At 54.4% G+C, this 13,258-nt stretch carries 14 protein-coding genes; 9 read left to right on the forward strand and 5 right to left on the reverse strand.

What is annotated here, in order from left to right; genetic code table 11:
• The 5 genes from sapD to pspF form a co-directional block, all read right to left on the reverse strand.
• Entirely contained in the window at positions 1–993 is a 993-nt protein-coding gene (sapD, locus tag RHN82_RS20485) for a putrescine export ABC transporter ATP-binding protein SapD (protein ID WP_003856840.1), read from the reverse strand.
• Positions 993–1,883 carry a putrescine export ABC transporter permease SapC gene (gene sapC, locus RHN82_RS20490; RefSeq protein WP_003856843.1) on the reverse strand — a complete coding sequence of 297 codons (891 nt, stop codon included), beginning with the start codon at positions 1,881–1,883 and terminating at the stop codon, positions 993–995. Before sapC ends, sapD begins: the two co-directional genes overlap by 1 nt.
• Positions 1,870–2,835, reverse strand: a complete 966-nt coding sequence (sapB, locus tag RHN82_RS20495) for a putrescine export ABC transporter permease SapB (RefSeq protein ID WP_032648486.1) — start codon at positions 2,833–2,835, stop codon at positions 1,870–1,872. The genes sapC and sapB overlap by 14 nt, the downstream gene beginning before the upstream one ends.
• Positions 2,832–4,472: an ABC transporter substrate-binding protein SapA gene (gene sapA / locus RHN82_RS20500; protein ID WP_310398447.1), complete on the reverse strand. Its 1,641-nt coding sequence runs from the start codon at positions 4,470–4,472 to the stop codon at positions 2,832–2,834. The genes sapB and sapA overlap by 4 nt, the downstream gene beginning before the upstream one ends.
• Positions 4,473–4,560: 88 nt before the next feature.
• Entirely contained in the window at positions 4,561–5,553 is a 993-nt protein-coding gene (gene pspF, locus RHN82_RS20505; protein ID WP_161956916.1) for a phage shock protein operon transcriptional activator, read from the reverse strand.
• A gap of 151 nt (positions 5,554–5,704) precedes the next feature.
• On the opposite strand from pspF, the gene pspA reads away from it, so the two are divergent.
• The 9 genes from pspA (at position 5,705) to RHN82_RS20550 (ending at position 13,255) form a co-directional block, all read left to right on the forward strand.
• Positions 5,705–6,373, forward strand: coding sequence for a phage shock protein PspA (gene pspA / locus RHN82_RS20510; protein ID WP_022651342.1), 669 nt, complete (start codon positions 5,705–5,707; stop codon positions 6,371–6,373).
• Positions 6,374–6,422: 49 nt separating this feature from the next.
• Positions 6,423–6,647: an envelope stress response membrane protein PspB gene (pspB, locus tag RHN82_RS20515; RefSeq protein WP_003856853.1), complete on the forward strand. Its 225-nt coding sequence runs from the start codon at positions 6,423–6,425 to the stop codon at positions 6,645–6,647.
• A complete protein-coding gene (gene pspC / locus RHN82_RS20520) occupies positions 6,647–7,006 on the forward strand; it encodes an envelope stress response membrane protein PspC (protein ID WP_006810819.1) in 360 nt (119 codons plus the stop codon). Before pspB ends, pspC begins: the two co-directional genes overlap by 1 nt.
• A gap of 12 nt (positions 7,007–7,018) precedes the next feature.
• Positions 7,019–7,243 (forward strand): phage shock protein PspD, encoded by a 225-nt coding sequence (gene pspD / locus RHN82_RS20525; protein ID WP_047050998.1) that lies wholly within the window; start codon positions 7,019–7,021, stop codon positions 7,241–7,243.
• A gap of 195 nt (positions 7,244–7,438) precedes the next feature.
• Positions 7,439–9,136 carry a sugar phosphorylase gene (locus RHN82_RS20530; protein ID WP_047051000.1) on the forward strand — a complete coding sequence of 566 codons (1,698 nt, stop codon included), beginning with the start codon at positions 7,439–7,441 and terminating at the stop codon, positions 9,134–9,136.
• Positions 9,137–9,149: 13 nt separating this feature from the next.
• Positions 9,150–10,442, forward strand: a complete 1,293-nt coding sequence (locus RHN82_RS20535; RefSeq protein WP_017693335.1) for an ABC transporter substrate-binding protein — start codon at positions 9,150–9,152, stop codon at positions 10,440–10,442.
• A gap of 21 nt (positions 10,443–10,463) precedes the next feature.
• On the forward strand, positions 10,464–11,345 hold the full coding sequence (locus RHN82_RS20540; RefSeq protein WP_003856862.1) for a carbohydrate ABC transporter permease: 882 nt from the start codon (positions 10,464–10,466) through the stop codon (positions 11,343–11,345).
• On the forward strand, positions 11,332–12,174 hold the full coding sequence (locus RHN82_RS20545) for a carbohydrate ABC transporter permease (protein WP_047051001.1): 843 nt from the start codon (positions 11,332–11,334) through the stop codon (positions 12,172–12,174). Before RHN82_RS20540 ends, RHN82_RS20545 begins: the two co-directional genes overlap by 14 nt.
• A 28-nt stretch (positions 12,175–12,202) precedes the next feature.
• Positions 12,203–13,255, forward strand: a complete 1,053-nt coding sequence (locus RHN82_RS20550) for a zinc-binding alcohol dehydrogenase (RefSeq protein ID WP_015570403.1) — start codon at positions 12,203–12,205, stop codon at positions 13,253–13,255.
• The last annotated feature ends 3 nt before the right edge of the window (positions 13,256–13,258 follow it).

Genomic DNA, 13,258 nt, shown 5'->3' on the forward strand with positions numbered 1-13,258 from the left:
TCACTCTCTCTCCATGTTCAGCGGGAAATGACAGGCAAACAGATGGTTTTTCGGCCCTGTCAGGCGCGGTGTTTCGATACATTTACGCTGAGCATACGGGCAACGCGGACCCAGACGGCAGCCAATGGGCAGCGATTCCAGCAGCGGTATCGCGCCAGGCAGCGTATTCAGACGGCTTTTGTGCGGCATCGCGCTGCCAAAGTCCGGGATCGCCCGGATCAGCGCCTGCGTGTAGGGATGATGCGGCGTCGTCACCAGGTCTTCGCTTGGCGCGGTTTCTACCGTCTGGCCGCAATACATTACGTCAATTTTATCCGCCCACTTGCTCAGCATTTGCAGGTCATGGCTGATCAGCAAAATGGTGGTGTTGTTATTTTGATTCAGACGCGTGAGCAGGCGGAAAATCTGCGCCTGGGTGGTTGGCTCCATCGCGTTCGTCGGTTCGTCCGCAATCAGCAGACGCGGCTGATTCGCCAGGGCGATGGCAATCATCACTTTCTGGCATTCACCGTCCGTCAGTTCGTAGGGGAAACTGCGCATCGCGTCTTTATGGTCTTTGATCCCGACACGGTGCAACAGCTCAATGGCACGGCGTTTACGCCAGCCAAAACGCTGCCACCAGCGGCCTTTATAGGTCCAGCCGGGAATGTTCTGCATTAGCTGTTTCCCGACGCGCTCGGACGGATCGAGACAGGATTGCGGCTCCTGGAAAATCATCGAGACGTTATGGCCCACCAGTTTACGGCGTTCGCGCGGGGAGAGACGCAACAGATCGATGTCGTCGAAACGCATACGGTCGGCGGTCACCCGCCAGTTGTCCTTCGCCACGCCGCAAATGGCTTTGGCGATCAGACTTTTCCCTGAGCCCGATTCGCCCACCAGCCCGCGGATTTCGCCCTCAGCGAGCGTAATACTGATGCGATCCACGGCCTTGACCCAGCCTTCGCCCGTTTTAATTTCGATCGTGAGGTTGCGGATATCGAGTAACGGCATTATTGCACCCCCGCATTGATTGCGCGGCGGATCCCGTCGCCCAGCAGGTTAACGAGCAGCACGCTCACCATGATGGCCGCGCCCGGCAGCATGACCGTCCACGGCGCAACGTAAATCAGCTCCAGCGCATCGCCGAGCATGGCGCCCCATTCCGGTGAGGGGAGCTGTGCGCCCAGATCCAGGAAGCCCAGCGCTGCGATATCCAGAATCGCCATCGACAGGGCGCGGGTGATCTCCGTCACCAGCCCGGCGGCAATGTTAGGCAGCACGGCAAACCACAAAATATTAAACGTGGTGGCGCCATCCAGACGGGCGGCGACGACATACTCTTTCTCCAGTTCGTCGTGAACCAGGCTGTAAACCGAGCGCACCATGCGCGGCAGAATGGCCAGCCAGACGGCGAACATCGCATGGGTGAGGTGCGGCCCCGCAAAGGCCACGACGATAATCGCCAGCAGCAGCGAAGGAATAGAGAGCAAGGTATCCAGAATATGGTTAAGCACGGCCGACCGTAGTCCGTGGGTTGAGCCGGCAAAAATGCCCAGCGCCAGGCCGCAGATCGCGGCTGCCAGGGTGACCACGAACGCGCCGCCTACCGTCGGTGCGGCGCCGCTCAGCAAACGACTTAGCACGTCGCGTCCGAGATCGTCAGTCCCCAGGAAGAACGAAACCTCCCCGTAACGCGACCACGACGGCGGTAAAAGCTGATAACCCAGGAACTGTTGATCGATGCCATACGGCGCAAACCACGAACCCAAAACGCACAGCAACACGAGGCCAATGCAGCCGTAAAAGCCGATCATCGCCGTGGTGTCGCCGTAAAAATTACGCCACACGGTACGTAGCGCACCGGGCGTGCGCTTTTCGCTGTAGACGTTATCGTAAGGCATACCATTCCTTATGCTTCAATGGGTTGGCCATGGCACCCAAAATATCGGAAACAACGTTAACAATAATGACCAGGGAGCCAATCACCATCACGCCGGCAGAGATCGCCGCGTAATCCTGCTGGCGAATGGCGTTGATCATCCAGCGCCCAAGGCCCGGCCAGCTGAAAACCATCTCGGTGATCATCGCCAGCGTCAGCATGGTTGAGAATTGCAGCCCAAGACGTGGGATTACGGGTGGCAACGCATTATGCAGCACATGGCGACGTAGAATCGTCAGGCGAGACAGTCCGCGTGTGGCGGCGGCTTTCACATAGTTTTGATCGAAGACGTCGATAGTGCTGATGCGCATCAGGCGGATCACTTCGGTCGTCGGCGCGACAGCCAGCGTAAGCACCGGCAGCACCATGTGGCGCAGCGCGCTCACGATCATTTCGTCGCGCCAGACTGAATCAGAAAGCCAGGCGTCAACGATGGCGAAGCCGCTCACCGTTTGCACGTTATACAGCAGGTCAAAACGGCCAGATACCGGCAGCCAGCCTAACGTCAGTGAGAAGAAGAGGGTAAGCAGCAGCGCCAGCCAGAAAACAGGGATGGAAAAGCCAATTAAGGCAAGCGCGCTGATGAATTTATCCTGCCACTTATTACGATAAATGCCCGCCAGCATCCCCACCGGGATCCCCACCATGAGGGCAAAGCCAAAGGCGAGTATACATAGCTCCATGGTGGCCGGGAAAACCACTTTCAGCTGCTCGGAGATGAGCTGTCCGTTAATGCTGGACACGCCAAAATCCCAGTGCAGCAGGCCATTAAACCAGAACAGCCAGGCGTCCCAGAGGGATGAGCCCTGAAGCGGGGCGTGCGGCGTAAAGTAGCTCAGGCTAAAGCCGACAAAGGTCAGGAAGAACAGGGTGACCAGCAGTAACAGCAGCCGACGCAAGGTAAATATAATCATGGTTTCTTCACCTCTTGTTCTTTCTCACGGGTCACGCCCGCGAAGGAGGCGTTACCAAACGGGCTGAGTACCAGCCCTTTTATATCGTAACGGTAGGCCTGGAGGCGCAGGGAAGAGGCAAGCGGCAACACGGGAAGTTCTCTGGCCAGAATATTTTGCGCTTCATCGTAGGCCTCAATGCGTGAGGCAAGCTGTTGAGACGCCAGCGCTTTATGCAGCACGGCATCAAATTCCCGGTTACACCAGTGGGCGTAGTTGGTCTGGGAGTTGATTGCCGCACAGCTCAGCAGCGGACGGAAGAAGCTGTCCGGGTCGTTACTGTCGGTGGACCAGCCAGCCAGCGTTAAGTCGTGATTCATGTCCATCAGACGCGCCTCCTGGAAACGGCCTTCGACAGGCACGATGATCACCTTAACGCCCACCTGCGCCATATCAGCCTGCAACAGCTCCGCCGTTTTCAGCGGACTGGGGTTCCACGCCTGAGAGCTGGTGGGCACCCACAGCTGTAGCGTCAGGTTTTCTGCCCCCAGCACTTTAAGCTGTTCGCGCGCTTTCGCCGGATTATATTCCGTAATTTTCGCCTCGCCGTCATAGGCCCAGGAGGCGCGCGGCAGAATAGAGGCGGCGGTTTCCGCGGTCCCGTAGTAAATCGACTGCATCAGACGCTGGTTGTTGATCGCTAACGCCAGCGCATGGCGCACGGCCGGATTATTGAGCGGCGGCTTATCGGTGTTAAACGCCAGATAAGCGATGTTCATTCCCGGGCGCAGGGTCAGGCGAAGGCGTGGGTCGTCGCGCAAAATGGTCAACTGGCTGGCCGCAGGCCAGGCAAGCACGTCGCACTCGCCGGTCAGCAGTTTGGAGAGTCGGCCTGTGCCACCTGAACCCAGATCAACAATCACCTGCGGCATCAGCGGTTTGCCGCGCCAGAAACGATCGTGACGTTGCAGGCGAATGTATTGTCCGGCGCGGTACTCTGCTAACTGGAACGGACCGGTGCCCACAGGCTCACGATCGAGACGTTCCTGACGATCCTTTTTCGTCAGCTGATCCGCGTATTCGGCTGACATGACCGAGGCGTAGTGCGTCGCCAGATGCCAGAGGAAGGAAGCATCCGGGCGCGTCAGGCGAAACTCAACCGTGCGGTTATCCAGCTTACGAACGCTTTTGACCGTATCAGCAAACTGCAAACTGTCGAAATAGGGGAAGTTGTCGCCGTTGACGTTGTGCCATGGATGGTTGCGGTTAAAGATGCGCTGGAAGGTGAAAACCACGTCATCCGCGTTGAGTTTACGGGTTGGCGTAAACCACGGGGTGTGCTGAAAAGCGACGTCATCGCGCAGACGGAAGCGGTATGTTGCGCCGTTATCCATTACCTCCCAGCTTTCGGCAAGCTCCGGGACCAGCCGATAGGTGTAAGGATCGACGTCGAGCAGGCGATCGTAGAGCTGCGCGGCCAGCGTATCAACAATCAGGCCGCTCCCCGCTTTTTGTGGGTTAAAGGTATCAACTTGCCCGCTGACACAATAGACGAAACCACTCTCTCGGATATCAGGGGGCACAGCGCGATCGGGCGCAGCAAAGGCCAGATTGCTGAACAGACCGAGTGCAAACAGGGACGATAAAACCAGGCGCATAGTTTTTAAGGTTTTTAGATTCGATCTGCAAAGTGTATCGCACTTACGCCTGCTTCGTAAAAATGTCTGGGGGTAAGTGCTGATAATGTCAGCGCATTTGATGTTTTTTGAGCAATGCCCTTAACTGATGGTAGGTCAGACCCAGCAGTTCAGCCGCCCGTTTCTGATTATATTTCGCCTCTTTCAGGCTCTGCTCGAGCAAGTTTTGTTCCTGCTGATGCTGGAACTGGCGTAGATCGAGCGGCAACGCCGGATCCTGCTGGCGCGTCGCCGGAGCCGGGGGCTGTTTATCCTCGCGCCGAAACGGATCGAGAATAATGTTGTCCAGTTCGGTCTCGCTGCTGCCATGCCGGTAAACGGACCGTTCCACCACGTTTTTCAGTTCACGAATATTGCCCGGCCAGTGATAACCGAGCAGGGTCCCGGTGGCCCGTTCGCTGAAGCCCGGAAAGAGAGGCAGACCCAGTTCCCGGCACATCTGAATGGCAAATTGATCGGCCAGCAGCATGATATCGCTGCGCCGCTCCCGCAGCGGCGGCAGCAGTACAACATCGAAAGCCAGCCTGTCCAGCAGGTCGGCGCGGAATTTGTCCTCAGCCACCATCGCGGGCAGGTCGGTGTTGGTGGCGCATACCAGGCGAACGTTGACCTGGAGGGGCTGACTGCCGCCAACGCGTTCCAGTTCACCGTACTCAATGACGCGCAGCAGTTTTTCCTGCACCAGCATCGGCGCGGTCGCCAGCTCGTCGAGAAAGAGCGTTCCGCCATCGGCGCGCTCAAAGCGTCCGGGATGCCGTTTTTGTGCGCCGGTAAAGGCACCGGCTTCATGACCAAACAGCTCGGTGTCGAGCAGATTTTCATTCAACGCGGCGCAGTTAAGGGAAATAAAAGGACCGTCCCAGCGGCCAGACAGAAAGTGCAGGCGGTTAGCGATAAGTTCTTTACCCGTTCCGCGCTCACCGATAATCAGCACCGGTTTATTCAGCGGCGCGAGGCGCGATACCTGTTCAAGCACTTCCAGGAAGCTGTTAGCTTCGCCAAGCAAATTATCTTTATATTCAGCCATGATGAAATTAACCACTCCTTAGTGATATTCACCAGGTGAGAATAGCTGCTGGCTGGATAAATATCAATCACACTCAGTAAAATCAATAAGATAAAAAGTTGGCATGGGATTTGTATTAACTACTCAGCAGGGCATCGCCCGATAACAGAACTATGAGGATTGAATTATGGGTATTTTTTCTCGTTTTGCCGACATCGTGAACGCCAACATCAACTCGCTGCTGGAGAAAGCGGAAGATCCGCAGAAGCTGGTGCGCCTGATGATTCAGGAGATGGAAGACACGCTGGTTGAAGTACGCTCCACCTCCGCCCGCGCGCTGGCAGAGAAAAAGCAGTTAACACGTCGTATCGAGCAGGCGACTGCCCAGCTTAACGAATGGCAGGAAAAAGCGGAACTGGCGCTGCGTAAAGATAAAGAGGATCTGGCCCGCGCTGCGCTGATTGAGAAGCAGAAGCTGACCGACATGGTTGCCACGCTGGAACACGAAGTGACGCTGGTGGATGATACTCTGACGCGTATGAAGAAAGAGATTGGTGAGCTTGAAAACAAACTCAGCGAAACCCGGGCGCGTCAACAGGCGCTGGCGCTGCGCCACCAGGCTGCAAGCTCGTCCCGCGACGTGCGTCGCCAGCTGGACAGCGGCAAGTTGGATGAAGCGATGGCGCGTTTCGAATCGTTTGAACGCCGTATCGACCACATGGAAGCGGAAGCCGAAAGCCACAGCATCGGTAAACAAAAAACCCTCGATCAGCAGTTTGCTGACCTGAAGGCCGATGATGAAATTAGCGAGCAACTGGCTGCGCTGAAAGCCAAAATGAAACAAGACAACCAATAATAATTCCTGCGGCACCTGAGCGTGCCGCATCGTAAGACAAGGAGTACACATGAGCGCGCTTTTTCTGGCAATACCCCTGACCATTTTCGTGCTGTTTGTTCTGCCCATCTGGTTATGGCTGCACTACAGCAACCGCTCTTCACGCGGGGAGCTGTCGCAGAGTGAACAACAGCGGCTGGCGCAGCTCTCTGCCGAGGCAAATAAAATGCGCGAACGTATTCAGGCGCTGGAAGCGATCCTGGACGCGGAACACCCGAACTGGAGGGAACGGTAATGGCTGGATTGAATCTGAATAAAAAACTGTGGCGGATCCCACAGCAGGGCATGGTTCGGGGCGTTTGCGCCGGGCTGGCGCACTATCTGGATGTCCCGGTAAAACTGGTGCGTGTGGTCACGGTATTGTCGATTTTCTTCGGCCTGGCCTTTATTACCCTGGTGGCCTACATCATTCTGTCGTTTGTGCTCGATCCTATGCCGGAAGGTGAGCTGGATGCTGAGAACACGCCAACCAGCAGCGATCTCCTGAACGCGGTGGATGAACAGCTGAGCGCAGGGGAGAAGCGATTGCGCGAGATGGAACGTTATGTCACCTCCGATACCTTTACGCTGAGAAGTCGTTTTCGTCAGCTTTAAGAGAGAACTTACATGAAACAAAACTGGCAACAGGCCGGTCAGAAGGTAAAACCCGGCCTGAAAATCGCAGGTAAACTGGTACTGATGACGGCGTTACGTTATGGCCCGGCCGGTGTAGCGGGTTGGGCGATCAAGTCTGTTGCCCGAAAGCCGATCAGAATGATGCTGGCGGTCGCGCTGGAGCCGCTGCTACAGAAACTGGCAAAACGCGTTTCCCGGCGCTACCTGTCACGCTAGATCCTCCCGCATACGCCCTTTCTCGCCCAGAGAAGGGGCATGACTTTCCCTTCTGCGTTTCTTCTGCTTTTCTGCTTTCTTTGCGGCAGCTCACAATAATGCGTTGCGCTGCGCTGAGATTGCTGCTTTCTGCCCCCGGGTCCGTTGACAGATATTTTTCATGGGAGTAGATTGCCACTCCGTGGGACCGCTACCATGGAAAATAATGTGAACGCAAAAATTAAAAAACTCATCAATCATATCTACGGTGAATCATTTTCAGATGCACACCTTAACGTGTTATTAACTAAGCTTGAAAAAGCGGCGGTTAATATTACTGAAAAGCGTAAGTCAGGCTGGGATGAAAAAGATGTTGTGCTGATTACCTATGCCGATCAGTTCTCCGCGAAAGGGGAGAAAGCGTTGCCGGTATTTACCCGGTTCTATAATGAATGGCTTTCTCGCACGTTTTCCCATGTCCATCTGTTACCGTTTTATCCGTGGTCTTCGGATGATGGATTTTCCGTTATTGATTATCACGAGGTTGCACCTGAAACCGGAACCTGGCGAGATGTCGCGGAATTAAAACAGTCTGCCAGCTTAATGTTTGACTTCGTTTGCAACCATATGTCAGCGAAAAGCGAATGGTTTGCTAATTATCTGGCGCAGAAGCCGGGCTACGAAGATTTCTTTATTTCTGTCGACCCCGAAACCGATTTATCCGCGGTGACGCGTCCACGCGCTTTACCGCTGCTGACGCCGTTCACGCTTCATGATGGCAGCGTTCGTCATCTGTGGACCACATTCAGCGATGACCAGATCGATCTCAATTTCGCCTCGCCGCAGGTGCTGATTGCCATGGTTGACGTTCTGCTCCATTACCTCATGGAAGGGGCGCGTTATATCCGTCTGGATGCGGTCGGGTTTATGTGGAAGATCCCGGGAACCACCTGTATCCATCTGGAACAAACCCATTGCCTTATCCAGCTGTTCCGCGCCATTACGGACGCCGTGGCGCCTGGAACGGTGATCATCACTGAGACAAATGTTCCCCACAAAGACAATATCTCTTACTTCGGTGATGGTGAAAACGAAGCCCAGATGGTCTATCAGTTTTCCTTACCGCCGCTGGTGCTGCACGCTGTTCATCGTCAGGATGTTAAAGCCCTGTGCCAGTGGGCGGGGTCACTGGCGCTGCCTTCAACGCATACCACCTGGTTTAATTTCCTGGCCTCGCATGATGGTATCGGTTTGAACCCGTTACGCGGCATCCTTCCGGAATCAGAGATCCTCTCGCTGGTCGATAAGCTTCAGCAGGAAGGCGCACTGGTCAACTGGAAAAATAATCCTGACGGAACGCGAAGCCCCTATGAAATTAATGTCACCTATCTTGATGCGTTGAGTTTGCGAGACAGCTCAGATGATGAGCGCATTGCGCGGTTCATCCTGGCGCATGCTGTGTTGTTAAGTTTTCCTGGCGTACCGGCTGTATATATTCAAAGCATTCTTGGTTCGCGTAACGATTATGAGGGTGTCGAACGTCTCGGATATAACCGTGCGATAAACAGGAAAAAATACACCGCAGGTCAGGTTGATCTGGAGCTCAATAATAAGAAGAGTATTCGTTATCAAATTTATTCTCGTTTGAGTGAACTTATTGCTATTCGTCGCGGCGAACGTGCGTTCCATCCGGATAGTCAGGCTATTTTTGACGCAATCGGTGAACATATTCTTAAAATTGTTCGTGTTGCTGAAAATGGCGAGCGAATGACAGCATTATTTAATTTTAGCAATAAAATGCAGACCGTTTATGGACAAACGCTCTTTGGTACGGAATTACTCTCAGGACAAGATATTAGCGGTACGGAACTGACCCTCAATCCATGGCAGGTAATGTGGATTAAAGAAAACTAAAAAGGACCCTAAAATGAAAATGCCCAAAATTGTGCTGTTATCAGCACTGGTTTCGTGCGCCCTGTTATCAGGCTGTAAGGACGATAAAGCATCTCAGGTCACCATTGAGTTTATGCACTCGTCGGTAGAACAGGAGCGTCAGGCGGTTATTACGAAACTGATCGAAAAATTCGAGAAAGAGAACCCGACTATTACGGTGAAACAGGTACCCGTTGAGGAAGATGCCTATAACACCAAGGTCATTACGTTGGCCCGTACTGGCGCGCTACCGGAAGTGATTGAAGTCAGCCATGACTACGCCAAAGTCATGGATAAAGAGCAACTGCTGGACCGTGACGCGATTGGCAACGCGATTAAAGCCGTCGGTGAAGATACCTTTTACGACGGCATTTTACGCGTTGTTCGCACTGAAGACGGCAAGGCATGGACGGGGGTGCCGGTTAGCGCCTGGCTGTCCGGCGTCTGGTATCACAAAGACGCGCTCGCGGCAGCGGGAATCGAAGAACCGCACAACTGGGAGCAACTGCTGAAAGCCAGTCAGGCGCTCAACGATCCGGCGAAAAAACATTACGGTATCGCGCTTCCAACCGCAGAAAGCGTCATGACAGAGCAGGCCTTCTCGCAGTTTGCGTTGTCAGGCGGAGCCAACGTCTTTGATGCAAACGGCAACGTAAAAATCGATACCCCTGAAATGTCGAAAGCGCTGGCGTTTTATCGGGCACTGGCTGCGAACACCATGCCGGGCTCGAATGATGTCATGGAGATCAAAGACGCCTTCATGAACGGCTCTGCGCCGATGGCCGTTTACTCCACCTATATCCTGCCCGCGGTCTACAAAGATGGCAATCCGGCCAACCTGGGGTTCGTGGTCCCGACGGAAAAATCATCAGCCGTGTACGGCATGATCACCTCGTTGACGATCACGACCGGCCAGACCGAAGAGGAAACGCAGGCGGCAGAAAAATTTGTGACCTGGATGGAGCAGGCTCAAAACGCATCTGACTGGGTGATGATGTCCCCTGGTGCGGCGCTGCCGGTGAACAAACTCGTGGTGGGCACTGAAAGCTGGAAAAACAACGACGTGATCAAAGCCTTTGGCCAACTGCCTTACGAGCTGATTGCCCAGTTCCCGAACGTCCAGGTATTTGGCGCCGTAGGCGACAAAAACTTTACACGCATGGGAGACGTTACCGGCTCCGGCATTATCAGTTCCATGGTGCATAACGTGACGGTGGGACAAAAAGATCTCAATGCGACGTTAAGCAACAGCCAGAAGAAACTGACTGACCTGATATCACAACGATAGGAGCGCTTTGCGAAGGGAATTATGAAGACGTTGTTTTCTGGTCGTTCAGATATGCCTTTCGCCATGCTGCTGTTGGCCCCCAGCCTGATTTTGCTGGGGGGCCTGGTGGCCTGGCCAATGATTTCCAACATTGAAATCAGTTTTTTACGTTTACCGCTGAACCCGCGTATTGATGCGGTGTTTGTCGGCCTGGATAACTACATTCGCATTCTGGGCGATGCTGCGTTCTGGCACTCCCTGTGGATGACGTTCTGGTATACGGCGCTGGTCGTGCTCGGCAGCACCGGGTTGGGACTGGCCGTAGCAATCTTCTTTAACCGTGAATTCCGCATGCGGAAAACGGCACGTTCACTGGTGATCCTGTCCTACGTGACGCCGTCTATTTCACTGGTATTTGCCTGGAAATACATGTTCAACAACGGCTACGGGATTGTGAACTACCTGGGCGTTGATCTGCTGCATCTCTACGATCAGGCGCCGCTGTGGTTCGATAATCCTGGCAGCAGTTTTGTCCTGGTTGTGCTGTTCGCCATCTGGCGTTACTTCCCGTACGCCTTTATCTCGTTCCTCGCGATTTTGCAGACCATTGATAAATCGCTGTACGAAGCGGCAGAGATGGACGGAGCGAATGCCTGGCAGCGTTTTCGTATCGTGACGTTGCCCGCCATCATGCCGGTGCTGGCCACGGTGGTCACGCTGCGAACCATCTGGATGTTCTACATGTTTGCGGATGTGTATCTGCTCACCACCAAGGTCGACATTCTGGGTGTATATCTCTACAAAACCGCCTTTGCGTTCAATGACCTGGGTAAAGCAGCCGCCATTTCCGTTGTGCTGTTTGTGATCATCTTCGCTGTCATTCTGCTGACCAGAAAAAGGGTAAACCTCAATGGCAACAAATAAACGCGTTCTGGGCCGTATCGGTTTTTATCTGGGACTGGCGCTATTTCTGATTATCACGCTGTTTCCGTTTTTTGTGATGTTGATGACATCGTTCAAAAGCGCGAAAGAGGCGATCTCGCTGCACCCGACCATTCTGCCGCAGGAGTGGACGCTACATCACTACATCGACATCTTTAACCCGCTGATTTTCCCGTTTGTGGATTACTTCCGTAACAGCATGGTGGTGTCGCTGACCTCCTCGGTCATTGCGGTGTTTCTCGGCACGCTGGGCGCGTATGCGTTATCCAAACTGCGCTTTAAAGGGCGCACGACGATCAATGCGAGCTTCTACACCGTCTATATGTTCTCCGGGATCCTGCTGGTGGTGCCGCTGTTCAAAATCATCACCGCGCTCGGCATTTATGACACCGAACTGGCGCTGATCATCACCATGGTGACGCAGACGTTGCCTACCGCGGTCTTTATGCTGCGCAGCTATTTCGACACCATCCCGGACGAAATCGAAGAAGCCGCGATGATGGATGGCCTGAACCGCCTGCAAATCATCTTCCGCATCACCGTGCCGCTGGCGATCTCGGGTCTGGTGTCGGTCTTTGTCTACTGCTTCATGGTGGCGTGGAATGACTATCTGTTCGCCTCCATTTTCCTGTCCAGCGCCAGCAACTTTACGTTGCCGGTGGGGCTGAACACGCTCTTCAGTACGCCAGATTACATCTGGGGTCGCATGATGGCGGCATCGCTGGTCACGGCACTTCCGGTCGTCATTATGTATGCCCTGTCTGAACGTTTCATTAAAAGTGGTTTGACCGCCGGCGGCGTGAAGGGCTGAGGCGGCCGATTTTAACAAGGAGTCAGTCATGAAAAAATTAGTTGCGACAGCGCCTCGTGTAGCGGCGCTGGTGGAATACGAAGATCGTCCTGTTGCAGCACATGAGGTGAAGATTCGTGCCCGTTATGGCGCCCCGAAACACGGCACTGAAGTCGTGGATTTCCGCGCGGCAAGCCCGTTCATTGATGAAGAGTTCAACGCTGAGTGGCAGATGTTTACCCCGCGTGAAGAAGGTGCAGCGCGCGGCATCGAATTTGGTAAATTCCAGCTGGGGAACATGATCGTCGGCGACATCATCGAATGTGGTGCGGACGTGACGGAATACCAGATCGGCGACAGCGTCTGCTGCTACGGCCCGTTGCAGGAAACGGTCATCGTTAACGCGGTGAACAATTATAAGCTGCGCAAAATGCCGCAGGGCGCATCCTGGAAAAACGCCGTTTGTTACGATCCGGCGCAGTTCGCCATGAGCGGCGTGCGTGATGCTAACGTCCGCGTAGGGGATTTCGTCGTGGTTGTGGGGCTGGGCGCGATTGGCCAGATTGCGATTCAGCTGGCGAAAAAAGCCGGCGCGTCAGTGGTTATTGGTGTCGATCCTATTGAGCACCGCTGTGAGATCGCCCGCCGTCACGGTGCAGACCACTGTCTGAACCCAATCGGTACCGATGTCGGTCTGGAAATTAAGAAACTGACCGGCAAGCAGGGCGCAGATGTGATCATCGAAACCAGCGGATTTGCAGATGCACTGCAATCTGCGCTGCGCGGTCTCGCCTACGGCGGCACCATCTCCTACGTGGCTTTCGCCAAGCCGTTCGCGGCGGGCTTCAACCTTGGTCGCGAAGCACACTTTAACAACGCCAAAATTGTCTTCTCTCGCGCATGCAGTGAACCCAACCCGGATTATCCGCGCTGGAGCCGCAAGCGTATTGAAGAGACCTGCTGGGAATTGCTGATGAACGGTTATCTCAATTGTGAAGATCTGATCGACCCGGTCGTCACCTTCACCACCAGCCCGGAAAGCTATATGAAGTATGTCGATCAGCACCCGGAACTCAGTATCAAAATGGGCGTCACTTTTTAAGCT

It is taken from the genome of Enterobacter cloacae complex sp. EB5 (assembly GCF_031432835.1).
Taxonomy (GTDB): Bacteria; Pseudomonadota; Gammaproteobacteria; order Enterobacterales; family Enterobacteriaceae; genus Enterobacter; species Enterobacter hormaechei_C.